Annotated in this window: 23 protein-coding genes; 2 read left to right on the forward strand and 21 right to left on the reverse strand. The window is 28.2% G+C overall.

Going from position 1 to position 26,642, the window contains the following annotated elements:
- Positions 1-493 precede the first annotated feature (493 nt).
- From IC173_RS08275 to treC, 10 genes are all read right to left on the reverse strand, one after another.
- Entirely contained in the window at positions 494-1,432 is a 939-nt protein-coding gene (locus IC173_RS08275; RefSeq protein WP_227433339.1) for a cell wall-binding repeat-containing protein, read from the reverse strand.
- Between the two features lie 102 nt (positions 1,433-1,534).
- Positions 1,535-2,770 (reverse strand): glycosyltransferase family 4 protein, encoded by a 1,236-nt coding sequence (locus IC173_RS08280; protein WP_227855399.1) that lies wholly within the window; start codon positions 2,768-2,770, stop codon positions 1,535-1,537.
- Between the two features lie 44 nt (positions 2,771-2,814).
- Complete coding sequence (locus IC173_RS08285) at positions 2,815-3,669, reverse strand: hypothetical protein (protein WP_227855400.1); 855 nt, start codon at positions 3,667-3,669, stop codon at positions 2,815-2,817.
- Positions 3,670-3,797: 128 nt separating this feature from the next.
- The gene (locus IC173_RS08290; protein ID WP_227855401.1) at positions 3,798-4,973 is read right to left on the reverse strand and encodes a phosphoribosylaminoimidazolecarboxamide formyltransferase; all 1,176 of its coding nucleotides are present in this window, start codon (positions 4,971-4,973) and stop codon (positions 3,798-3,800) included.
- Positions 4,974-5,071: 98 nt separating this feature from the next.
- Positions 5,072-5,956 carry a fumarylacetoacetate hydrolase family protein gene (locus IC173_RS08295; protein ID WP_227433343.1) on the reverse strand — a complete coding sequence of 295 codons (885 nt, stop codon included), beginning with the start codon at positions 5,954-5,956 and terminating at the stop codon, positions 5,072-5,074.
- A gap of 354 nt (positions 5,957-6,310) precedes the next feature.
- Positions 6,311-6,823 carry a PTS glucose transporter subunit IIA gene (locus IC173_RS08300; RefSeq protein ID WP_227433344.1) on the reverse strand — a complete coding sequence of 171 codons (513 nt, stop codon included), beginning with the start codon at positions 6,821-6,823 and terminating at the stop codon, positions 6,311-6,313.
- Between the two features lie 60 nt (positions 6,824-6,883).
- Entirely contained in the window at positions 6,884-7,666 is a 783-nt protein-coding gene (locus tag IC173_RS08305; protein ID WP_227824752.1) for a sulfite exporter TauE/SafE family protein, read from the reverse strand.
- A gap of 92 nt (positions 7,667-7,758) precedes the next feature.
- A complete protein-coding gene (locus IC173_RS08310; protein ID WP_227855402.1) occupies positions 7,759-8,880 on the reverse strand; it encodes a radical SAM/SPASM domain-containing protein in 1,122 nt (373 codons plus the stop codon).
- 47 nt (positions 8,881-8,927) lie between these two features.
- Complete coding sequence (locus tag IC173_RS08315; RefSeq protein WP_227855403.1) at positions 8,928-10,292, reverse strand: sulfatase; 1,365 nt, start codon at positions 10,290-10,292, stop codon at positions 8,928-8,930.
- Positions 10,293-10,310: 18 nt separating this feature from the next.
- The gene (gene treC / locus IC173_RS08320) at positions 10,311-11,969 is read right to left on the reverse strand and encodes an alpha,alpha-phosphotrehalase (RefSeq protein ID WP_227855404.1); all 1,659 of its coding nucleotides are present in this window, start codon (positions 11,967-11,969) and stop codon (positions 10,311-10,313) included.
- Positions 11,970-12,250: 281 nt separating this feature from the next.
- Here treC and treB point away from each other — a divergent pair, with 281 nt between their 5' ends.
- Positions 12,251-13,690, forward strand: a complete 1,440-nt coding sequence (treB, locus tag IC173_RS08325; protein WP_227855405.1) for a PTS trehalose transporter subunit IIBC — start codon at positions 12,251-12,253, stop codon at positions 13,688-13,690.
- A 112-nt stretch (positions 13,691-13,802) separates the two neighbouring features.
- On the opposite strand, the gene treR is transcribed toward treB, so the two are convergent.
- The 9 genes from treR to nifV all read right to left on the reverse strand — a co-directional run bounded on the left by treR (position 13,803) and on the right by nifV (position 22,060).
- The gene (gene treR, locus IC173_RS08330) at positions 13,803-14,516 is read right to left on the reverse strand and encodes a trehalose operon repressor (protein ID WP_227855406.1); all 714 of its coding nucleotides are present in this window, start codon (positions 14,514-14,516) and stop codon (positions 13,803-13,805) included.
- Positions 14,517-14,839: 323 nt separating this feature from the next.
- Positions 14,840-15,535 carry a CPBP family intramembrane glutamic endopeptidase gene (locus tag IC173_RS08335; protein WP_227433658.1) on the reverse strand — a complete coding sequence of 232 codons (696 nt, stop codon included), beginning with the start codon at positions 15,533-15,535 and terminating at the stop codon, positions 14,840-14,842.
- A 28-nt stretch (positions 15,536-15,563) separates the two neighbouring features.
- Positions 15,564-15,875 (reverse strand): helix-turn-helix domain-containing protein, encoded by a 312-nt coding sequence (locus IC173_RS08340; protein WP_227433351.1) that lies wholly within the window; start codon positions 15,873-15,875, stop codon positions 15,564-15,566.
- A gap of 189 nt (positions 15,876-16,064) precedes the next feature.
- A complete protein-coding gene (locus tag IC173_RS08345; RefSeq protein ID WP_227433352.1) occupies positions 16,065-16,586 on the reverse strand; it encodes a nitroreductase family protein in 522 nt (173 codons plus the stop codon).
- 97 nt (positions 16,587-16,683) lie between these two features.
- Entirely contained in the window at positions 16,684-17,178 is a 495-nt protein-coding gene (locus IC173_RS08350) for a GNAT family N-acetyltransferase (protein ID WP_227855407.1), read from the reverse strand.
- A 33-nt stretch (positions 17,179-17,211) separates the two neighbouring features.
- On the reverse strand, positions 17,212-17,661 hold the full coding sequence (locus IC173_RS08355; RefSeq protein ID WP_227482971.1) for a MarR family winged helix-turn-helix transcriptional regulator: 450 nt from the start codon (positions 17,659-17,661) through the stop codon (positions 17,212-17,214).
- Between the two features lie 242 nt (positions 17,662-17,903).
- Positions 17,904-18,896, reverse strand: a complete 993-nt coding sequence (locus IC173_RS08360) for an isocitrate/isopropylmalate dehydrogenase family protein (RefSeq protein WP_227482972.1) — start codon at positions 18,894-18,896, stop codon at positions 17,904-17,906.
- Positions 18,897-18,916: 20 nt separating this feature from the next.
- On the reverse strand, positions 18,917-20,842 hold the full coding sequence (locus IC173_RS08365) for an aconitate hydratase (RefSeq protein WP_227855408.1): 1,926 nt from the start codon (positions 20,840-20,842) through the stop codon (positions 18,917-18,919).
- Positions 20,843-20,866: 24 nt separating this feature from the next.
- Positions 20,867-22,060: a homocitrate synthase gene (nifV, locus tag IC173_RS08370; RefSeq protein WP_227433357.1), complete on the reverse strand. Its 1,194-nt coding sequence runs from the start codon at positions 22,058-22,060 to the stop codon at positions 20,867-20,869.
- A 445-nt stretch (positions 22,061-22,505) separates the two neighbouring features.
- Here nifV and IC173_RS08375 point away from each other — a divergent pair, with 445 nt between their 5' ends.
- Complete coding sequence (locus IC173_RS08375) at positions 22,506-23,633, forward strand: DEAD/DEAH box helicase (protein ID WP_227863168.1); 1,128 nt, start codon at positions 22,506-22,508, stop codon at positions 23,631-23,633.
- A gap of 294 nt (positions 23,634-23,927) precedes the next feature.
- Here IC173_RS08375 and IC173_RS08380 read toward each other — a convergent pair whose 3' ends face one another.
- Positions 23,928-25,118: a hypothetical protein gene (locus IC173_RS08380; RefSeq protein WP_227433359.1), complete on the reverse strand. Its 1,191-nt coding sequence runs from the start codon at positions 25,116-25,118 to the stop codon at positions 23,928-23,930.
- A gap of 646 nt (positions 25,119-25,764) precedes the next feature.
- Positions 25,765-26,580, reverse strand: coding sequence for an MBL fold metallo-hydrolase (locus tag IC173_RS08385; protein WP_227855409.1), 816 nt, complete (start codon positions 26,578-26,580; stop codon positions 25,765-25,767).
- Between the last annotated feature and the right edge of the window lie 62 nt (positions 26,581-26,642).

A 26,642-nucleotide genomic window follows, 5' to 3' on the forward strand; every position in this document is an offset into this window, starting at 1 on the left:
CAGTATATATTTTTTACAATTTATTAGAATAAAATTCATATATTGGGAAATATTAATAGTAAATAAATAATTGTTGCTATAAAGTAGAAATTATCTTTAAAAGCACAAATTAATTTACAGTCTCAAAGAAGATAACTCTTATGAGATTTATTCTTTATAAAAAATAGGCATCATATCTTCTTTTTTGATGTAAACGTGATAGGATGGAATTGTCATACAGTTTTGTGTATGACTCCATTCACCTTTTCACTTATGAGGATAATTGATTCGTATATATGAATAGCTCACGTACTCTTTTTTAACATATACAATTCAATTTAGTATATAATTTTGATACATAATTTTAATAAAAAAACCTTCTAATTGATTTTTATCATAAAATCAACTAGAAGATTCATATAGTTTAACATTTATACATTATATATCACTAAAATATAAGCATTATACTGACTTTTACTATATATTATGTATTCATTTTACTAACAACATTTTATTATTTTGTAGCTTCTAAACATTGCTCTATAACCTTATTATCATTTATACCTATTGCAGTAACTTTATTAGCATTATTTAATATACTCTTATCGCTTTTGTCTGAAACTAAAACAACAGGAGCGTTTTTAGCCATTGGTGAAGCAACTAAAGCATAAACTAAATCATCTCCACTTGCTACATAAAACTCTTTTGTTTCATTATAAAACTTCTTAATTACATTCTTATTAGTTTCATATCTATCACTACCATCAATTCTAGTTGCTCTATATCTACTTACTATATAATCACTTAGTGTAGATTTTCCTCCAATAGCATATACTGGAACAGGTGAAACACCAAACCATGGGTCTAAATCTGTATCTTCTTCTGCTGAAGCTATATCCTTTGTCAATAAAATAGGAGCACCATCTCTGTATGCAACAGACGCAACACTTACTGCATCAGCCTCGTCTTTAAATCCATTTACTAAAAACGTCTTATCACTACTCTTTATCTTTTCTATTTCAGCTGCAATTTTATAACTTGTATCTACTCTATCTACTCCATCAATTCTTATAACCTGCATTCTTCTCATAAGTAGCATTTTTTCTACATCTTTACTTATAGTATTTTCGCCACCTATTATATATATCTTAGTAACTCTATTAAGCCTTTGTAAAGTGGCTTCTGGTATATCATTCTTATTAGTTAATAAAATTGCTGCATTATTTACCCCTGCAAGACCACTAGCAGAAATACCATCGACCATCGTAGAATCCGAGTTGATAAGTACAGCTGTTGTATAATCTTGCTTATCAGAAATAATACCAGCTGTTTCATATTTATCCGTTCCCTTGATATTTTCGATTTTATCTAGTGCATTTGCTGATGTTGGAAAACTAACACTTAATAATAATGCTGAAATACCTAATGCTAATATTCTTTTACTAAACTTCATAAATTACCTCCCTCAAAATAAATATATTTAGTATTAGTATAATATAAATTTGCTTAAAAGTAGTGTAGAAATAGTTACACTTTTTTTATAATTTAAATCACTCTAAATTACACACATCTCATCCATTAAAATAACTTCATTCATCCTATAAGCTAAAGCGTCCCATGTTTTTTTTGACATATCTGCAAATGACCTTTTCTCTAAATTGGATAATAGATACTGTATTTTAGAGTCCATTGCATTATATAAATTCTTCTCAAATATAGATAACTCTTCTTCATTTGGAATACCTTCTCCATGCATAGAAGGTAGAGTTACATATTCTATCTTGCCAGAATCATTAATTTGGCTACCAATCCACTCTCTAACACCAGGAATATCAGTGGTAATTACATCTAACCCACATGATAAAGCCTCTAAAACTACAACTGGTAACCCTTCATAAAACGATGGTAATACAAATATATGTGACTTATTAAATAACTCCGCTAAGTCACTTTGGTCTAATTTTCCTAGGAAATTCATTTTAAATGGAGATTGATTTGCAAGCTTAACAATCTCATTATAAGATTCAATATCACTTCCTGTCCCTGCAAAATTGACTTCTATTAAATCTTTACGATATATTAGTCCAGATATAGCTTTTATAAATGGAATCAACCCTTTTGACTTACATATCTTCCCTGCAAACACTATCCTTATCTTATCACCTTGCATTTTATAATTTTTATCATAAAATACACTATCATTGTATCCACTGCCAATCACAACTACTTTACTTTCACTTACTCCAAAAGTCTTTACAATATCATCTTTTTGCTTTTTATGAAGAGCAAATATTAAATCCAATTTTTTTATATTTGATATTATATATTCTTTTTCTAAATCTATAGTATTTAACTGTCTTAAACAAGTCCCATGACAAACAGACATAACTTTAATATCTTTCACAATCTCTCTGACAAATGCTGTTAAAAGATATAAATGATGACATATTATAATATCTGGCTTAAAATCTTCCATAGCTCTGTCTATATTTATTTTAAATTGATGTTTTAATCTATCTATCATTTCTACATTTAAATCTCTATATCTAGTACTTTCATATGGCATAGAATCACTCATTCCTACAACAGGAAAATTTAGTTCTCCACAATTATACTTTACTGGATAAAAACTTATATCACTTGAAAAACAGTTTACATTGTCATTAACATCTATACCTGCAATTACAGCTTGCTCATGACCTATTTTTTCAAACCCTTTTATCATACCGCACATGTATATTCCACTACCCGTACTATTTGGTTTTTGTGTTATTATATGAAGAATTTTCACTTTTTTACTTACCGCCCCTCTAAAATTAAACAATTTCATATAATCTAATCATTATATATATCTAGATACAAACAGGATGAATCATCTTTTACTTTAAATCTTGGAACCTTAATTGCTTTATAGTCGTTATCCTCAAAGTCTCTAACTTTATTATGTATATATCCTATACCAAATTTTTCTGCTATATGTATCAATTCTTCTTCTTTTATGAGGTTATACCTATCACATGCACTTGTAAAGCCATCACTTGTTAACATCAATTGAAAATCTTTTTTTATTTCTAAGTATCCATATATTGAATTTTCCACAGCATCCTCATCAAAATCCAATATCCAGTATCCATCTTTGGTATTCTTTTTCAATCTATTGCTTACTATTGTATCCATGACACTTGACTTTATCTCATCAAAAGTCATTTCTTTTAAATTAGAAAACTTACTCATTTCATCAAACACAGCATTATCAAATTTACAGATAGTTCTATCTTTTATGACTTTAGAATCTCCATTTTTAATAAACAAAGCACAATCTCCTAATAAAAAATACTCTACTTTATTTTCATGAAACTTAACAATGACTATAGAACTTGATGGCAAATCTAATTTTTCGACCTTTATTCCATTTAATTTCATCTCATACTCTTTTTTAACTTCTTTTATCCCACTACTTATAATACTCTTTAATGATTCTTCTCTATTCATATTTTTATATAAATACTTATTCCACCACTGAACATACCATCTTGCATCGCTTTCATTTGATACTAAGTTTTTTCCATTGAGCCCTGTCGCACCATCCAAAATCCACGCACCAAATGGGCTTATACCAACTACATCTTCATTAAATTTAGCTGTACCCTGACTACACAATAGGCTATAGTCTCTTATATTTAAAGCCATATCATCCTCCAAATTGAATATCTAAAAATAAAGTTCTATTTAAAATTATACAGCAAATAAAAAAATCTACAACAAAACTTGTTGTAGATTTTTAATTTAATCAGTATTTAATTTATATTCTTTACACTTTAGTGATGGAACAATCTATTTTTAGTAAATGCCATAACTATATTGTACTTATTGCAAGTTAATATAACATTATCATCACGAATAGAGCCACCTGGTTGTGCTATAAAACTTACTCCACTTCTTTTAGCACGTTCTATATTATCTCCAAATGGGAAAAATGCATCAGAACCAAGAGCTACTCCTGTTAGAGTTTTAAGCCATGCTCTTTTACCTTCTCCAGTAAGAGGCTCTGGTTTTTCTTCAAAGAAATTTTGCCATATACCATCAGCAAGTACATCCATATAATCATCAGAAAGATATACATCAATAGTATTGTCTCTATCTGGACGACCTATATCTTTTTTAAATTTTAAATTTAATACTTTAGGATGTTGGCGAAGATACCAAATATCAGCTTTATTACCTGCAAGTCTAGTACAGTGAATACGTGATTGTTGTCCTGCACCTACTCCTATTACTTGTCCATCTTTAACATAACAAACTGAGTTTGATTGTGTATATTTTAATGTGATAAGAGCTATAATTAAATCACGCTTTGCGTTATCTGTAAAGATTTTATTATCAGTTGGGATATCTTTTAACAGGTCTTCATTTATTAATATTTCATTTCTGCCTTGTTCAAAAGTAATTCCATAAACATCCTTTGTTTCAATAGGTTCAGGAGTATAATTTTCATCAATTTTTACAATACTGTAATTACCTTTACGCTTTCCTTTTAATATTTCAAGAGCCTCATCTGTATATCCTGGGGCTATTACACCATCAGAAACCTCTCTCGCTATAATAGTTGCAGTTTCTTTATCACACACATCTGAAAGTGCTATAAAATCTCCATAAGAAGACATTCTATCTGCCCCTCTTGCCATTGCATAAGCACAAGCTAATGGAGAAAGCTCTAAATCATCAACAAAGTATATTTGCTTTAAAGTATCTGATAAAGGTATACCTACTGCTGCACCTGCTGGACTTACATGTTTAAATGAAGTTGCTGCTGGAAGACCAGTAGCCTCTTTTAATTCTTTTACAAGTTGCCAACTATTAAATGCATCCAAAAAATTTATGTATCCAGGCTTTCCATTTAATACTTCTATAGGAAGTTCTCCATTTTTCATATAAATCTTTGATGGTTTTTGGTTTGGATTACAGCCATACTTTAGTTCTAGTTCTTTTGCCATATACTCATCCCTCTCTATAGTAAATTAATCTTAAATTTGACTAATCCCATATTAATTAAATTATTCGTACTAATAAAATTATATGGCATATTTATCCATTAATCAACTATATTTTTTAAAACTCCTATTCCTTCGACTTTACATTCAACCACATCACCATGTTTTAAATATACTTGAGGATTCATTCCCATAGCAACACCTGCTGGAGTTCCAGTTGAAATTATATCTCCTGGTTTTAGAGTCATTCCTCTTGATAAATCACTTATTACAGTAGGTATATCAAATATAAAATATTTTGTATTAGAATCTTGTCTTACTTCTCCATTTACCACACTACTTATATCCAGTTTTAAAGGATGCTCAAATTCTTCTTTATGTACTATGCAAGGCCCCATAGAGGTATGTGTATCTAAACTTTTTCCTCTATACCACTGCACATGTTTGTCTTGAAGTGCTCTTTCACTTATATCATTCATTATTGTATATCCAAATATATATTCATAGGCATCTTCTTTTGATATATTTATACCTTCTTTTCCTATAATTACTGCTAGCTCTGATTCATAATCCAGCTTTTCTACTAAATCTCCATGCAAACTTATCTTATCATCTACTCCAATTGCCTTATCTGCTCTTTTAGAGAAATAAATTGGATAGTCTGGCATAACTACATTTTTTATAACACCATCTGGAATTTCATTGACATGGTCTTTATAGTTTAGACCTAAACATATAATATCTTTTTTAGGTCTTACAATTGGGGAACATAATTTCACTTCTTCTAACTTATAACACTTTGCATTTTCAAATGAATTGTTTTTTATTTTTTCTAAATCACCTGTAGATACATTTTCAATAAAATCATTCATATCTGTATATAATTTACTTAATCCCAAACTATTAATTTCATATATACTATTTGCTTCTGAGTTAAATACACCTATATTTTCTTCATTGCCAGTACAGAAAGTTACAAATTTCATTTCTATTCCTCCATTCAATAATTTGATTAATAATATTTTATTTTTATTAGTTTATATCAATTGTAATAGATAATATATATATGTCAATATATATTTAAAAATAGAGTTCTAAAAAGTATAACAATTCATAAATATCAGAAATTATTATAAGTAATATAATTAGTAAAAGTAAAATAATTATAAGAATGGAGTTTTAAAAACTTTATTTATGCAGATAAATTTTCTATAAAACACAATAAAAAAAAGGTATCCTTAATAAAATAAGCATACCTACACTCTTTCAATATTATTATATACAGCCATTTTATAGTTATAATATTTTTTATTTAGACAAAACCTCTTGGTAAAACCTATTTACTTATAAACTTTCATTAAATCTTCTCCAATACATATATCTCCAGTTCTTAAAATTTCAACTCTATCTATGTCATAAGAATTGGTTATAACTATAGGAGTTATAACAGATTTAACGCTTTTTTTAATTTTTTCTAAATTAAATCTTATAAGTTTTTGCCCACAGTAAACTTTATCTCCTGCATTTACTAATACTTCAAATCCATCTCCATTCATCTTTACAGTATCTAATCCGATATGTATTAGTATCTCCAAACCATCTTCACTCTTTATGCATATAGCATGTTTAGATGGCAAAAACACTTGAATCACCTCACCATCAACAGGAGAAGATACGACTCCTTCTTGTGGCTCTATAGCAATCCCATCACCTAGCATTTTACTAGAAAAAGCATCATCAGGAACATCAGTTATACTTAATACTTTCCCTGTAAGTGGCGATTGTAATATTCCTTTTATATAATTACTTTTTACTTCTTCATTTTTATTTTTTGAGAATAACTTTTTGAACATATTAAATCTCCTCATTCCAATAATTTAAATTAACTTCTCGTATTATCTACATTATACACTTTAATTCATAAAATATATTACCTGAAATATACTATATATATTTATTCCAGTAATAATTATAGTCATATACGAGAACATATATTTAACTCTTTTGTCATCCATATTTTTACTAATAGAGGAACCTATAATTCCTCCCAACACTGCTCCTATTATCATAAAAGGTAATCCAGATAAATCATATATACCAAACCCTGTATTTATGAAAACTGTAACTAACTTTGAAATATTAGAAAATAAAATAGTTATAATGGAATTAAACGCAGCTTCTTTAGCTGATAATCCAAATAATATTGTAAACACGGCCACATTTATAGGACCTCCACCTATTCCTAAAAATGAAGATGTAACCCCTAAAAAAATGCCAACAATAAAATATGTAATGTTAGTATTAAACTTAACATTTAAACTTTTATCTCTATATAAATAAACCATTACTAACAAAATAATCATCATAATATTTTGAGTTATTTTTATTATAGAAGGATTATTTACATATGAAATAGATAAATCTAATAACCTTTGACCTATAGTACCTCCTAATACTGATGCTACACCAATTAAAATAAGTCTAAAGTTTATTTTAAAAAGTTTTGATTTAATTTGTTTATATACAGAAACAATTGCCATCGATAACACAGTAAAAGATGATAACACACTTATAGTTGAAACATCAAATATTCCAATCAAATCTAGTACTGGCTTTATTATTACACCTCCACCAATGCCTGTTATAGCTCCTATAGTTGTTGAAAGTACAGCTATTGCAAATAAAATTACATTCATTTAAAACCATCCTAACTAAATTTACTCTGCTCAAAACCCTTTAATTATACATAATTTTTAATCACTTTAACTTAGAATGCTAAATACTAAAATTATTTTGGTATTTGATTTTTATATACTAATACTGATATTTTTTCTAAATCACCAAAAGTAGACATTAAAAATTCTTTATATCCACAGTAATTATTACTAGAATCAATATACATAGAATTTTTCATTCTTTTGCATCCACCACCACATATTTTGTAAAAATTACACTTTAAACAAATACTTTCTTTGTTTATATCTTTATGCAAAAATTCTTGCATTTTAGATTTTCTTAAAATATCCAATAAAGTATTATCTTTTATATTACCTAAATTAAAGTTATCCAGTACATAAAAATCACATGGATATACACTTCCATCAGCCTCTATTACAAATTGTGGTTGGCATTTCCCAATTATCCCACAGGTACTAGGAATTCCTGTAATTAAAACGGATATAAGATTATCGAACAAATTAATACTTATATAATTTCCTTTATTAAACTCATTTTTCCAAAGCTTAAATATTATTTTATAAAAGTATGCAAAATATTTAGGTTCTAAAGAGTACTCTGACTTAGTTTTAAAGTCTAAATCATCTAAACAAGGGATAAACTGTATATACTTCACATTGTTTAATTTTATAAAATTAAAAACCTCTTTTGGATTAAGTGCAATCTGTTTTGTCAAAACACACAGTATGTTAAAGTTTATTTTGTGTGTTTCCATTAGTCCTTTTGTACTTATTACGTCTATATAACTTCCCTTATTATCTGAATATACACGATTTTTATCATGCAAGTCTTCTAATAAATCTAATGATAATCCTACTAAAAAATTATTTTTCTTTAAGAACTCACACCATTGATTATCAATAAGAGTTCCATTCGTTTGAATAGAGTAGTTTACTGTTATATTTTTTTTTATTTTACTAACATACTCAATAAAATATTGGAAAAATCTTAATCCAGCTAAAGTAGGCTCTCCACCTTGAAAAGCAAATGTAACTATATCTCCATTATCCAAAATTTCAAATGTATTATTTACTATGTTTTTTATAGTATCTTCCTGCATAATACCATAGGATTTTACTTCTCTTAAATCACTCACATTTCCATAAAAACAATATCTACATCTCAAATTACATAACGATGAAACAGGTTTAATTAAAACTGATATACTTTTCATTATAAAAGACCTTCTTTATTAAATATTTTTTACTTGTTTAATATTTTCTACTTATCAGATAATAGTCTATAATATTCGTCTCTTCCTGGATAAGCTCTACCCTCTTCTATTTCTGTTTTCCATCTACTTGAGCCTGTTCCTTTTACAGGTCCTTTTAAAAGTGGGTCATTCGTTTCTAACATCCAATTATCAACTTTCTTTCTCAATTCCTCTGCTATATCTTGATAATCTGAATCATTTATTAGATTATTTTCTTCTAGTGGGTCCTTTCTTAAATCATAAAGTTCTTCTTTATCATTAGGAACATAAAATTTATCTCTAACAGCTTTACCTGATAAACTCAAATGTGAATCAACTGTAATATATATTTTAGGCCCATCTTCAAAATTTTTAACATAGCTATATTCATTAGTCCTTATGCCTCTCATTGGTCTATATTGGTCATGCCATGTCATTTCTGTAAAGAATGAGTCTCTACCTATATCTTCATTAGTTTTTAATAAATTGGCAAAACTTTCTCCATCTATATTTTTAGGAATTTCAGCTTCAATTAAATCTAGTATCGTTGGCAATAAATCAACATTACATAATAATGCTTCTTTTTTTACATTTTTTTGAGAGGAATTAGGTAATAAAATTATAAGTGCTGTCTCTAATCCTGCTTCTTTTAACATTCCTTTAGCTCCTGGAAAAGCAACTCCATGGTCTGTTGTCAGTATAACAATTGTATTTTTATCTAATCCTGTTTCTTGTAATTTATTATATATTTTGCCTATTGCCTCATCCAATACTTTTGCTGAACCATTATATAAAGCTATATCTTTTCTTACATCTTCTGTATCGGGTAAAAACTTAAATACCTCTACTTCATCCAATTTATCTGCATAAGGTTTATATTCATCAAAATCTCTATGTGTTTCAAAAAATCCTATATTTAAATAAAATGGCTTTTCCTGATTTTCTTTATATTCCTCTAAAAATTTAACTGCCTCTTTAGCAACCTTAGGAGCTCTATCCCCTGGAACCGCTATAAAATTATCATATCCTAAGTCATAAGTTGAAGAAAATACTCTATCTTTTATTGGTGGTGCTTCATCTATTGTTTCATGGCTTAGTCCTATTAATGTTGTTTCATATCCGTTTTTTTGTAACTCCATAGGAAGTGTTGTATGTTTAGAATCTATACAAAATCCTAGATGTGCAAGTCCCATTAACCCATTATTGTGAGGGTATAATCCAGTTAGTATACTTCCTCTACTTGGACTGCATTGAGGTGCTGCACAAAAATAATTATCAAATTGAATTCCTTCTTGAGCTAATTTATTTATACATGGAGTTTCCACATTATATCCATAGTTACTGAATTTTCTACCACTGTCATGAGAAATCATAAGTAAAATATTTGGTTTCATTAATACTACCTCTTTCCATTATTTTTTTATATCCTTACTATAAAATGCTACTGTTTCATAAGGTCTTAACTCTAACTTAGGTTCTAAATCTCGCTTTTCATAGTTCCCTATCAAATATGTAAATGATTTTCCTAAAAATTCCTCACTAATCTCAACTTCAACTTCACAATCATAGAAGTTGTTAAATACTATTAATCTTTCATTTTCTAAGCCTCTAACATAAGCATAAACCTTATCATTATCTAGTAAAATTCCCTTATAGGAACCTTCAGATATAATATTTAATTGCTTTCTTAAAGATATTAACTTTTGATAGAAGTTAAAAATTGACCCTTCTTTAAGTTCCTTTTCAACATTTATCTCTTTATAATTTTCAGCTATTTTAATCCATGGCTTCCCATTTGTAAAACCTGCATTTAATTTATCTGACCACTGCATAGGTGTACGACTATTATCTCTGGATTTGGACTTTATAATATTCATTATTGTTTCTTTTTCAATTTTATTTTTTAAAAATTCACTATACGCATTATGAGTTTCAACATCTAAATAATCATCTATTCTTTCAAAATTTGGATTTGTCATACCTATTTCTTCACCTTGATATATATATGGTGTTCCTCTTAATAGATGTATTGTAGCAGCTAACATTTTTGATGCTTCAACTCTGTATTCTTCATTACAAAATCTACTAATAGCTCTTGGTTGGTCATGATTATTCCAAAATAGTGCATTCCAGCCACCGCCACTTTCAATCTTTTCTTGCCATTCATTTAAGAGTTTTTTCAACATCATAAAGTCAAAAGGCATATCGCTCCACTTTTCTCCATTTTCATAATCTACTTTTAGATGATAAAAATTAAATGTCATTGAAAGCTCTTTTTCTTTTGGAGAAGAATATAAGATACAATTTTCAATAGTTGTTGAAGACATTTCTCCAACAGTTGTTATGCCCTCAACTCTTCCAAAAGTTTCTTTATTCATTTCTTTAATAAATTCATGGACAATAGGTTTATCTGTATACATTTCTTTTCCTATATTATTTGTAGAGTCTTTCAATTCTTCATCTTTGCCAATTACATTTATTACATCAAACCTAAACCCCTTAACTCCTCTATCTATCCAAAAATTTACAACTTTATATAATTCTTCCCTAACCTCAGGATTACGCCAGTTGAGGTCGGCTTGTGTAACATCATATAAGTGTAAGTAGTACTTATCTGTATCCCCAAATTTTCCCCAAGCATCTCCACCAAATTTAGATTTCCAATTTGTTGGTAGTTGATTATTTTCTTTGCCATCTCTAATGAAGTAGAAATCTTGATACTTTTTATCTCCTGCCAAAGCTTTTTTAAACCATTTATGTTCTGTTGATGTGTGATTTAACACCATATCCAGCATCAACTCTATATTATATTTTTTACTTTCATCCACTAACTTTTCAAAATCCTCCATAGTTCCAAACATAGAATCTATTGATGTATAGTCAGCAATATCATATCCATTATCCCTTTGTGGAGAAACAAAAAATGGGTTAATCCAAATTATATCTACACCTAATTTATATAAATAAGGTAATTTCTCTATAATTCCTTTTAAATCTCCTATCCCATTATTATTAGAATCATTAAATGATTTTGGATATATTTGATAAATAACTTTCTTCTTGAAATCCATACGCAAATTTTTCCTTTCATTTTTGTCTAGACAATTTTTATATTTTTATAATAAACCTTTTTTTTGTTAAAATCAATATTTACTCTAAATAAAAAAATATATTCCCTATACTCCTTCCAAATTTTCTCTTACTTTTCTGATTTTCCAATAATATACAATTTATATTTTAGTAATTAAATTTCAGAAAAATTTAGGATAACGTTGACATAAAAATTTCTCTATGGTATATTATTTTCAAGATTTGTCTATACAACATCACATTCTAAGGGGGAGGTAATTTTATGAGTACATTAAAAGAAAATACATATCATAAAGAGCAGGTTGAACAAATCCTTGAAGCAATTGGGGGAGTAGAGAATATAATATCTGCAACACACTGTATTACTAGATTAAGATTTGCTCTAAATTCAGAAAGTAAAGTTAATGTAAAGCAATTAGAACAAATAGATATAGTGAAAGGAAGCTTTACCTCAAATGGTCAATTTCAAGTTATTATAGGTCCAGGTCTTGTGAATAAAGTTTATGCTACATTAATAGAAATTACGGGGCTTAAGGAAGCAACAAAATCTGAGGTTAAAGAGATTTCTAATAAAAAATTAAATCCACTTCAAAAAGCTATAAAGGTGTTGGCAGATATATTCATTCCTATATTACCTGCTATAGTTGCCTCTGGTTTATTGATGGTTATAAATAATCTACTTGCTAACCCAGGAATTTTCTATGAACAACCCTTTTTAGAAGTTCATAGCAATTGGGCTGGTATATCTAATATGATTAATCTTATAGCAAATACTTCTTTTTCATTTTTACCTGCACTAATAGGTTGGTCAGCCGTTAAAAAGTTTGGAGGAAATCCTGTACTTGGTATTGTATTAGGTCTTATTTTAATTAATCCAGATTTAATGCCTGGTGCACAATACTCTAAAACACCTGAAGCTGTTACTTACTGGAATATATTAGGTTTTAATATTGCTAAAATAGGCTATCAAGGACAAGTAATCCCTGTTTTATGTTCTTCTTATCTTCTAGCAACAATTGAAAAGTTCTTAACTAAAAAAATTCCTGAGATGGTTCAACTTATTTTTGTTGCTCCTCTTACATTATTAATAACTGGTTTCTTAACATTCTCTATCATAGGTCCTATAACAATGTCATTTGCAAACTTAATTACAAGTGGAATTCTTGGATTATTTGAAATTAATGCAGTCCTTGCAGGAGCACTTTTTGGATTCATATTATCTCCATTGGTTATAACAGGAATGCATCACTTATTCTTAGGTATAAATTTACAAATGATAGGTACTTTAGGATTTGCTACATTATGGCCAATACAAGTTATGGCTAGCCTTGGTCAAGGTGCAGCAGCTTTGACAATGTTCTTTATATTAAAAAATAAAAAAATCAAGGGTGTTGCATTAACAGCTTCAATTTCAGCTTGGTTAGGTATTACTGAACCTGCAATATTTGGTATAAACTTACGTTATCGTTTCCCATTCATAGCATCTATGATAGGTGCAGGTATAGCTGGAGGGGTTGTATCTTACTTTAATGTTAAAGCAAGTTCTATAGGTATATCAGGGTTACCAGCGTTTTTATCTATATTTACAGACCAATGGGGTGTTTACTTCTTGGCAATGGGACTTTCTATAGCCATTACTTGTATCCTTACATACATATTCTCAAAGAGCAAATACTTTAATAAAGAATTTATAGAAAATTAAATAATATATGGTCTAATAAAAAAAGAGTGTCTAAATATACTGAAACCCAATCATTAGAATTTTGATTTAACAATTGAGGGTACAGTACAAAAAAGACACTCTTTTTATATAATTAAAGATTTCTTCTTCTTGCAAAATCTACAAATCTAAATGTATCAACTCTATGTCTAGATTCATGATACTGAAATAATCTTGTATCTTCTAAATAAACTTCACTTCGTATCACTACAACATGTGTGTCTGTTCCAACATCTAGCAATATTTTATCTTCTTCTGTAACAGTAGCTACTGTTACTTCTTTATTTGCATAACCTATTTTTAGTTCTAAATTTTTCTCTATATAATTAAATATTGAACTTTGAACCGCTGTTAATGGTATTTCTGGTATTATTTCAGATATAAAGTAATCTTTATCTAAAATAACAGCTTCTCCATTAATTTTTCTAAGTCTTTCAACTGCTATAATCTTAGTTTTTGTATCTATATCTAGTTTTTTACAAATTTCTAAGGGCATAATCTCCTTTTTATTTTTTAGTACACTTATTTCTGTATCTAAATTTTTATTCTTTTGTAATTCATTGAAACTAATCAACCCTGACCCTTCTATTTCAAATTTATTTATATCTAAAACAATAGCCCCTTTACCTTGTTTTTTTTGTATAAACCCCTTCTCTAGTAAAAGCGACTGTGCTTTTCTAATAGTTTCTCTTGATACTCGATATTTTTGAGCAAGCTTTACTTCTGTTGGTAAAAGCTCTCCTACTTCATATACATTATTTCTTATATCTTTCTCTAAATCTAAATATATTTCATAAAATTTCTTCAAGTAAATCACTCTCATTCATAATTAGTTTTAGTTTGTACACTCATCTTATTTTATATAAATATCATATTATTGGCTAACCTGTCAAATAGTCTTCTTAATATTTAAAAAAATAAATTGTATAAGTAATACAATTTATTTCTTACTTGTGATAGAAAATATATTTACATTCAATTTGTATTGTAGCAATTTATCCAGTTCTTATATAAATTTATTAAAATAACTTCATACAAAAAAATAAACTCCAGATATTAGAGTTTATTTTATATATATAGCTATCATTTATTCTCTTCATACACTTATTACAATTATTTAAGTAGATATAATCATATTATCTGTCTAGTAAGTATAGTAAACAGACTTCTCAATATTATACAAAAGCTTACATCTTTAAATCTTGACTTAACAATACCAAGTATAATACCAAAAACAGTACCTATAATAATTTTTGAAATAACAACTTCAAATGTATAGTAAGAGTTATTATATAACATTATGTAATTACGTATAACATCTATATATCCTATATTATAAATACCAGATAAGATAGATGTTATACATACAACTTTACTCTTTGATTTTATAAAATTGTTTAAATAATTCCAGATGTACTCTCTAAAAAATAATTCTTCAAATACTGGAATTATTAATACAGATAAAGTCATCATAGTTACATTAAAAAACATATAGCTTCTATTATAATAAATTGAGATTACAGCTAGAGATAAGACTACTATAAAAAGTATCAACTTACACCTTTTTATAAGTACACTATCTTTATTTTCCTTGAAAGCTTCTGTAATCTTTCTATTTCTCATTTTATTATACAAAGAACTATTTTTCAAAAATAAAATTAATGATAATCCAACTAGTGTAAAAGAAATTAAATTTACAATATTAAAATTTTCAAGAGTAAATTCAAATTGACTTAGAAGTATATAATTTAAAATCATTCTTACTATCTGAACTATGAACATCAATGAAATAGAATCTATTATACATTTTTTATAACTATACTTCATCCCCAATTTAAATCACCCCATGTGTATACTAATCGTAAAGTCCATTTAGTACTCTACTCACAGTTGCTTTACTCCAACTTGTTTCACTTGAAATTTCTTTATAGCTTAAACCATCTCTTCTCAAGTTTTTTATATTATTTATATCATCATCAGTAATTTGCTTTTCCTTTGGCTTAAGACTATTTTTATAACTTCTAAGTCTATCTAATTCTGATTTCAAACTATCTACTTCAAATTGTTTTTTTTGAAGCTTACTCTCATAAGAGTCTCTCATTTCATTAAATTCTTTGATGTAATTTACTTTCCAATCCTCATCAATTTTTGTTTTAAATATACCCATATTTGAACCTCCTTAAATTTTGTTACTATAGTTATGTATCGATTATAAACATTAATTTCTATACTTATCTTTAAAATCCTTGTACATAACCCTTATATAAGTTAGTAAAATTCAGATATATTTTTACAATTTTAAATATATATTAACAATATCAAAAAAACATACTGTCTTAATATAATATATTATACATTAAAATTTATTAAAATGGACTTTTTCATAATCCAAATCAGAGTCACAGTATGATTTTTTTTCTTCATCAGGGTAGCCTATAGAAATTATACATTCTACACTGTACTTATCAGGTATGTTCAGTTCATCTCTAATATATTTATCAGCATCTATACTATCATCATGCATCCTATTTCTTACCTGTATCCAACAAGAACCTAATCCAAGCTCATGAGATTGAAGCTGTATATATGAAGCAGCAATACTTGCATCTTCTATCCAAACATCATTTTTTTCTTTATCTCCAATAACTACAATAGCTAAAGGTGCATTTTTTAGGAAAAACCCACCACCTTTAGTCCTACACTGAGATAAATTAGTCAATGTTTCTTTATCGTCTACCACGATAAATTCCCATGTTCTAAGTCCCTTTGATGATGGTGCTAAAAGAGCCGCTTTTAATATCTTATCTAACTTCTCTTTTTCTACTTCAACATTTTTATACTTTCTAATACTTCTTCTTTTTTTTAGAAATTCAATCATCTAAATCAACCCTTTCATAATAGCATACATTTGGCTTACATTATTCCCCTACTAGTACTAAAAATGTATCCTTTAGCCTTTGTATGATAAATACTTTTTATAATATTTTATCATAACAATAGAAAGATTTCTCTTTTCCTAGGAAACTCATTTCACCAATTTTAATAAAGCCACATTTTATAAGCAATGAATTCATCTTTGAGTTTATTGAATATGTATCACTCTTTAAATATGATACATTGTTTTCTTTAGCTAATTCTTCAGCAAAATTAACTAGTCTAGATGCAATTCCCATCTTTCTAAAACTTGGATTTACTGCCATTCTATGTACTACCATAGCCTTATAATTAGATGACCAATTTAAATCTATATATTCTTTAGGTTCATCATAATTAATACATATAAATCCTGCTATTTTTCCATCTACTTCTTCTACATATAAATCTTGTTTCTCAATGTCAGAAATAAAGTCTTTATCTGATGGATAATTTTCATCCCACTGTGTATTATTATAGCCTTTCATTTCTTCTACTGTTGATTTTATAATTCCCATAATACTATCTAAGTCACTTATATTTGCTTTTCTAATCATAAAAATATCTCCTTATATTCATCCATTAATTTATTATCTTTTTACTCTAAACCATTCTTCTTCTATATTTTTTCTCATTTTCTCTAGTATATTATTTGCTGTTTGCTTTTCTTCATCTGTAAGATTATTAAAACATATTTCTATACTTCTATTTTCTTCTTCAATTATTAGCTCATATACTTCTAAAGATTTATTGGTAGGAGTTAAATTGTATCCTCTTTTGTCAAACTCATCTTGCTTTTTATCTACATATCCAGCTTTTATTAACTTCTGTATAGCTTTAGTTGTAGTGGCCTTATCTACTTTTAACACATTTGATAATTCTACAAGGTTTATTCCAGGATTTTCACAAATTCGTGTTAAAAAAGTAAATTGCCCTTTTTGTAACTTTAATTCTTTGTACTTCATATCATTTATTGAATTTACTGCTCTAGATAAAGTACCAACTTCTCTTAATATATTACTGTCTAAAGTTTTAATCAAATGCACCTCCAATCAATATCTCTAAATTCAAAATATTTTTAGTTGAACTTTCAACTATATTTGTATATTACCATATATTGGTTGAATACTCAACTAAAAAAACAACTTTTTTACATTTATTTTTGTTTTTGACTGGATGTTTACAAATATATCATTACAAAACTAAATTAAGAGCTGTTAATTGTCCCATATACAATTAACAGCTCTTTTTAAAACTTACATCATATTATTATAAACAACAACTAAATATACTTACATACCTCATCTGCAAATTCGGTAGTTGAAGCTGAACCACCTAAATCTACAGTTAATTTGCTTCCATCAAGAAATACTTTTTCTAGAGCTGTTTCTATCTTTTGTGCATTTTCATATTCTCCTAAATATCTAAGCATCATTACTGATGATTGAATAAGCGCTGTTGGATTAGCCTTATTTTGCCCAGCTATTTGTGGAGCACTTCCATGAACAGCTTCAAATATAGCACAATCTTTACCAATGTTTGCACTTGGAATTATACCCAAGCCTCCAACAAGACCAGCTCCTAAATCAGATAGTATATCTCCATAAAGATTTGGCATTACCATTACATCATAATTTTCTGGATTTAAAACTAAGTTCATAGCTGCTGCATCTACAATTAAATCATCATACTCAACACCATGTTTTGATGCTACTTCTCTAAATACATCTAAAAACAAACCATCAGACATTTTCATTATATTCGCTTTATGTATAGCAGTGACTTTTTTTCTCTTGTTATCTTTAACATAGTTACATGCAAAGTCAACAATTCTCTCACTTGCTCCTCTTGTTATTATCTTTATACTTTCAGCTGCATAATCACCTATCTTATGCTCTATACCAGCATATAAGTCTTCTGTATTTTCCCTTACTACAACTAAATCAACATCTTCATATCTTGACTTTATACCTTTAAAACTCTTAATTGGTCTTAAATTAACATATAAATCTAATGCTTGTCTCAAAGTTACATTTACACTTCTAAACCCTTTCCCCACAGGAGTAGTGATTGGACCTTTTATAGCTATTTTGTTCTTTTTTATACTATCTATAATATATTGAGGAAGTGGAGTTCCATATTCCTCAATAACTGCTTCTCCTGCATTAACTTCTTCCCATTCTATCTCTACTCCAGTAGCTTCTACAACCTTTTTCATAGCTTTCGCAACTTCTGGTCCTATTCCATCTCCTGGTATAAGTGTCACTTTATACATCAATATTCCCTCTTTTCATATTAATTAGCTTGATTCTTAGTGTAATTTAATTTTCCACCTGCTTTTAATACATCAACTTCTTTTGCTGATAATTCGACTTTAACTTTGAAAGAAGTTCCTTTACTTATATTCTTAACCTCTAAAACACCGCTATCTAAATTATCTAAAATATTTGGTATTTCCAGATTATCTAAAAGAGATAAATTTTCATAATCTTTTTCATCACAAAACTCCATTGGAATTATTCCACTGTTTATTAAATTGGCTTTGTGTATTCTTGCAAAACTTTTTACTATTACTCCTTTAACACCAAGATATAATGGTGCTAAAGCAGCGTGTTCTCTGCTTGAACCTTGTCCATAGTTGTCTCCACCAATTATAAATCCACCATTATTATCTTTTGCTCTTTGAGGAAACTCTGTATCCACAGTATTAAAACAATAGTTTGCAAGATATGGTATGTTACTTCTAAAAGGAAGTAACTTGGCATTTGATGGCATTATATGGTCAGTAGTTATATTATCTTCTGTCTTTAATATTACGTTTCCACTTATAGACTCACTTAGTTCTGTGTTAAGAGGGAAAGGTTTTATATTAGGACCTCTAACTACTTCTACATCACTTCCTACATCAGAAGGCTTTATTATCATACTATCATCTATTAAAAATTCACTTACATCTAAGTTTTCAAATTTAACATCAAATTCTCTTGGGTCTGTAAGTTCTCCTTTTATAGCACTTACTGCTGCTACTTCTGGGCTCACTAAATATACTTGTGCTGATAGAGTTCCACTTCTTCCATAGAAGTTTCTATTGAAAGTTCTTAAGGATACAGAATCAGTTCCTGGAGATTGCCCCATACCTATACATGGCCCACAAGAGTTTTCTAATATTCTAGCTCCAGCACTTATTATATCTCCTAAAGCTCCATTTCTAGCTATCATTTCCATAACCTGTCTTGAGCCTGGTGCTATTACCAAACTTACATTCTTATGAACTTTGTTTCCTTTTAAGATTTGAGCTACTTTCATTAAGTCTTCATAAGAAGAATTTGTACAGCTTCCTATCGCAACTTGGTCTATTTTTATCTTTCCTATATTTTCAACTTCATCTACATTATCTGGACTATGAGGCTTTGCAGCTAATGGTTTTAATTCATCTAAGTTTATAGTAATCTCTTCATCATAAACTGCATCTGAATCAGGTTTTAGTTCCATCCATGCATCTTCTCTTCCTTGACTCTTAAAAAACTCTAATGTTTTTTCATCACTTGGGAATATTGAAGTAGTTGCTCCAAGTTCAGCTCCCATGTTTGTTATTGTGGCTCTTTGTGGAACAGATAGATTTTTAACTCCTTCTCCTCCATATTCGTAGACTTTACCTACGCCACCTTTTACAGTTTGTTTTCTCAACACTTCTAATATTATATCTTTTGAAGATACCATATTATTTAATTTTCCAACTAAGTTTACCTTACAGACGATTGGTGCTTTTATATAGTATGCTCCTCCTGCCATAGCTAGAGCAACATCCAATCCCCCAGCACCAATAGCCATCATGCCAACACCACCAGCAGTAGGCGTGTGACTATCAGAACCCAAAAGTGTATCTCCTGGTGTTGAAAATCTTTCTAAAAATACTTGATGGCAGATACCATTTCCTGGTTTAGAAAAATAAACACCGTATTTGTCAGCTACTGTTTGTATATATTTATGGTCATCTGCATTTTCAAATCCTTGTTGTAACATATTATGGTCTACAAATGCAACACTTCTTTTTGTTTTTACTTTATCTATGCCCATAGCTTCTAATTGAAGATATGTCATTGTTCCAGTGGAATCTTGTGTTAAAGTCTGGTCTATTTTTATCCCAATTGAATTGCCAGCAACAGCCTCTCCATCCACTATATGTTTTTTGATTATTTTATAAACTATATTATCTCCCATACTTTCCTCCTAAACAATTATATCTTAAATATATGAACCTCTAACTGCTTCTTCTTCTGTTGTACCTTTTTCATGTGCTAGTATATCACAATATAATTGAAGAATCTCTTTATCCATCAAACTTCTTTTCAATCTTATAGATGTAGCTCTTATTGCATTTAATAATTTGGTAGCGTTTTCTGGAGAAATATACATTTCATATTCACTCAATTTATTTATTACTGCTGCTCTTCCTGAATGCTTTCCTATTACTATTTTTCTTTCAAGATTTACTTCACTTGGGTCAAATGGTTCATAGTTATGTGGGTCTTTTAATGCTCCATCAGCATGTATACCAGATTCATGTATAAACATATTATCTCCAACTACTGGTTTCCATGTAGGAAGTATTCTTCCTGATGCTTGTGACACATATTCACATATTCCTCTAAATTTTCTAGTATCTACGTTATTTAAATCACATTTATAGATGCATTTAAGTGCCATTAAAACTTCTTCTAATGCTGCATTTCCAGCTCTTTCGCCTAAGCCATTAACTGTAACTCCAACATAATTTGCTCCTGCTGCTAATCCTGCAAGTGCATTTGCAGTTGCCATACCAAAATCATTATGTGTATGCATTTCTATGTCAAAATTAGTTCTTTCGTAAAGAGTTTCTATTGCATTTTTTATAGAAAAAGGATTCATAACTCCTACTGTATCACAATATCTAAATCTATCTGCTCCTGCTTGCTTTCCAACATTTATAAACTCAGTTAAGAAGTCGATATCCGCTCTTGAAGCATCTTCTCCATTTACTGAAACATATAATCCGTTTTTCTTTGCAAATTCAACTGTCTTAGCCATATTCTCTAAAACCCAACCTCTAGAAGTTCTAAGTTTATTTTCTATATGAATATCAGATACTGATATTGATATGGCTACTGCATCAACACCACAAGAAATAGATTCTTCAACATCTTTTATCACTGCTCTATTCCAAGCCATTATATCTGCTTTTAAATTTCTATTACATATGTGCTTTATTACATTTTTTTCGTCTCCACCCATAGTAGGTATACCAACTTCAATTTGGTCAACACCTAAATCACTTAACATTTCAGCAATCATTATTTTTTCTCTATTCGCAAATACAACCCCAGCTGTTTGTTCCCCATCTCTTAAAGTAGTATCTACTATTTTGATTTCCTTTGCTCTATCTTTTGATATAATGCACATATTAATGCCCCCCTTAGTATACATTTAGTTTTAATAATATTAGGTCTTATCTTTCAGTGATGTCTCTAACTTTTGATTATTTTTTTATTTTTTATTCATTTTAATTTCATTTGCAATTTATTTTTTTAGCTTTTCATATCTTGTAATCTATTATATTACTTTATATTAATTATTGCACTATATTTTTTCCTTTTTGTGAAAACTTCTTAAAAATGAAAGTTATTATGTTTTTCTTGCATTTTAATTTAATTTATAAATAGATTTATTTTCAAAAAACCTTTTAAAATAAACCTCTAAAATTCTAGCTAAAATCCAATTTAATCTACACTATATTTTAAGAGTTATACACTATATTTTTAAACTATATAAATAATAATCGAAAAAATTACTAAAAATACTTACAAATATGATATTATTAATTGATTAATAAAATAGAAAATTTTTCATGAAAGGTAAGATAATAATGGATTTTAAGAGCTTAGGAATTAGCGAAAATACTATAAATATTATAAAAACATCAGGAATAACAACACCTACACCTATACAAAAAGAAAGTATCCCCTTAATAAAATCAGGAAAAGATGTCATAGCCGAAGCGCAGACTGGGACAGGTAAAACACTGGCTTTCCTGCTTCCGATATTTGAGAATATATCATTAGATGTAGATGATATACAAGTACTTGTACTGTCTCCAACTAGAGAACTTGCTATTCAAATAACAGAAGAAGCTATAAAACTTAAAGAATCTAAGGATATAAATATTCTAGCAGCTTATGGTGGAAAAGACATTGGTTCTCAGATAAAAAAACTAAAAGGAAATATTCATATGATTATAGCTACACCAGGTAGACTTCTAGACCACTTAAATAGAAAAACAATTGACCTTAGCAAATTAAAAACTTTTGTTTTAGATGAAGCAGACCAAATGTTGCTTATGGGATTTAAAAATGAAGTTGAAGCTATTTTAAAAGAAACTTCAAATAAAAAACAGACATTATGCTTTTCTGCAACTATGGATTCTCAAGTTAAAAAATTAGCTTATAGATATACAAAAAATCCTGTTGTTGTTTCTATTGAAAAAGAAGAAATTACTCTTACTAATATAAAGCAGGAAGTAGTAGAAACTACAGATAGAAAGAAATTAGATGCTTTATGCAGTGTTTTAAATGAAGACAATCCTTTTATGGCTATAATATTCTGTAGAACTAAAAGAAGAGTTGACAACCTTGAAGAGGCTCTTGCTATACGAGGATATAATTGTCAAAAGTTGCATAGTGATATTGCACAATCAAAGCGAGAAAGAATAATGAAATCATTTAGAAATTTAGAAATACAATATTTAATAGCCACAGATGTAGCTTCTCGAGGTCTTGATATATCTGGAGTAAGTCACATATATAATTACGATTTACCAGAAACGCCTGAAGACTATATTCATCGTATTGGTAGAACTGGTAGAGCTGGAGAACAGGGTTATACTTGTGCTTTTATTGACCCTAAAAATGAGAGAATGTTAAGTGAAATTGAAACAGCTATAGAATCTAAAATTAATAGAAGAATTATAGAATTATAATATATAAGGCAACTATCAAATAATAAAACATATTTTCAATATTTATTGTATAAATAAAGACAGTATAAATAAAAATTGAATAAAGTCATAAATAAAAATGTATGCGTACTTATCCTAGATAAATTCACATACATTTTTATATTTTACTTTATTTTCATATCATTTCATTTTAATAATATTGTTAACATCATTTTAAATTTTTTCTGCTATTAATATTATATTAATTTTTCACTTAAATCATCATTAATGAATCTTTTCTAGACCATCTTTTTATACTTAAACTACTAATTTATACTATAAATTCTCAACATTCTCATCTAAATCAGCTGGCCACTTAGCCTCTGGATGTTCTTTTGCAAATTTCTTATTCTTATAGTGACCTAATGTTAGAAAAGGTATAACTATAGTGAATAGACCAAGATAGCCACAATACCCATATCCATACTTAACTATGTTACTTAACCCTGTCAAAGATATAAGCATTGATACTATCATTATTGCACATGCTGTAAATACTCTTCTTTTCATTTTTGAAGAAAGGAAAGAAAGTGCTTTATGGTCTTCAAATCTATTTACAAGACCAAATATTGTAGTTACTCCTGTAGACATCAAACAAAGGAATAGTGCTACATTATAAATTATGTATATAGTGTTATTTCCAGATTGACCTGCAACATAAAGAGTAGGAAGAGTTGTTTGCCCAGCAGCAGTAAATTCTCTATACCATCCCATTAACATAGTTACAGCAAGCCCCAACGCAACTGCATTCATAACAAATGAAACTAGCATTGCTTTAGTAGCTTCTTTGGAATTTTTAAGAAGTGGTCTTGAACAGCTTGCAAGTGTAGGTATAACAACTGATTGGAATCCTGCATAAATAAGAGTATTAAGTATTGGCTTAAAGTATCCAGGTGTGAAGCTCGTTTTATTTGAAAATATTTCAGATATTTCTGGTACCTTAGCTTTTATACCCACTATGAAAATAGTAAGAGTACATACTAATATAGCTATTGTCATTGCTGTTGCTGCTTTAGATACAAGCATAGCTCCAAATATAGTAAAAACAAGAAGTACAATTCCGATAATAAAGACAGCTATAAAATAATTAATTCCTATACTTTGGAAAACTGCTGCTGCACCTGCTATAACAGCACTTACAGCTATTAAAACCATTAAATAATAATATATCTCCCATATTATTTCAAGCTTTGGATATGGATTCCAAAGTTCACAAAATAAGTCCTTATAATTCTTACAATTATTATTATTATACATTATAATAACTTCTCTCATAGTGGCAGTAAGTATAATCATTGCTAAAATTGCCATGAGTGGTGCAATCCATCCATATTGCACATAATACTGTGTTTCTTGATTACCTGTAGCAAACCCTCCACCTGCATGCGAACTAAAAAGAACACTTGCAACTCCAAATATAGCTAGAATAGAGCCTGTTGCTTTTGCTTTTTTTACATTTTTTTGCATAAAATCATCCTCTCTAGAAATAATAGTAAAAATTTATAATTTAACATACATTTGACAAAAGAATAACATTTTTGTCAAGTTAATTCAACCATAATTTTTCTAAAAATTTACAATTTTAGTTTTTTTATTTCTAATTAGGTAAATTTTATATATTTATTTTATTATTATGAATTAATAATATTTTTATATCTTGTTATTTTATATGAAATCGTTTTTACAGTGTTAAATTTTTTACAAATCAATTTCTATAATTAGAAAATACTTAACATACCTATAATGGTCATAATTATTTATTACTGTATTTGCGTTCTTATTGAAATCATTAAGATTTATATATAAAAATAAATTTATATTTAAAATAATATTGTATTTAGATAAACTAATTTAATTTATTTCTCTTATATCATTATTATTAATACATGATATAATTATCTACTAATGAAAATACTAAATAATTAAAAATAACTCTTCTTTCAACAAATTAATACTATACATTTCTATTTATCTTAAAATAAATACATAATATAAAAAAGATACTTTCTTTTAGAAAGTATCTTTTTGCTTTTAATTTATACACCTGTAGTTGTTGTTAATTCCCTTAATTTTTTTAAATAAAATTTATTTTTCCAAACTCATTATTAATATACTATATATTTATGGTTAATCCTACTCCAACTTCATTTACATTTAACATTTCATTCATCTTGGCTTTTACCTTAAAAGAAACACAGTGACAAGGATACAACATTTTTATTTCTTCTTTTTTTAAATATTGAATAGTACTATCTAGTCTATCATCCAATTCAAAAAGATGAAAACCACCCAAGATTCCAGCAATTCTATCATCACCACATAATTTTTTGGAATACTCCACTATATTACAAATTCCACTATGAGAACATCCTGTAACAATAAAAACACCTTTATCGGTCTTACATGCTATAGCTGAATCATCTAAAACATAATCATCCTCCCATAAATCTTCTGATTTATATTTTCCTATTTTAGCTCTTTTTTCAAAATTATTTACAGATGGAATCTCTCCTAAGAATATACAATTTTCACTTATCTTAAAAGGTTTGTTAGTTGGTTCATACATAAAAGTATTTCTAACTTTCTCAATAGAAAATGGTGCTCCTATATTATCCTCCCCACATTTTTTAGGTTCAAAACAATTAGGGTGTGCTATAAGTTTAACTTTAGATAAATCATATTTATTTTCTAAAAATTGAATACCCCTTGTATGGTCATTATGTCCATGAGAAAAAATAATATGAGTCAAGTCACCTAAATCTATATCCATTTTTTCAGCATTTGATATAAATATTTCTGAATATCCTGCATCAAATAAAATTCTATTTCCATCAATTTCAATATAGTAACTAACTGCTGGTTCTCCAACAAAGTATCTATCAATATATGTATTATTATCAACGAGAACTTGTATCTGCATTTTTTCCATACTAATCACTCCTTAAATTGTTGTTTAGTTTAATAGTACGATATTACAAGGTATTTTACAAT

The organism is Clostridioides sp. ES-S-0048-02 (assembly GCF_020658495.1).
Taxonomy (GTDB): Bacteria; Bacillota; Clostridia; order Peptostreptococcales; family Peptostreptococcaceae; genus Clostridioides.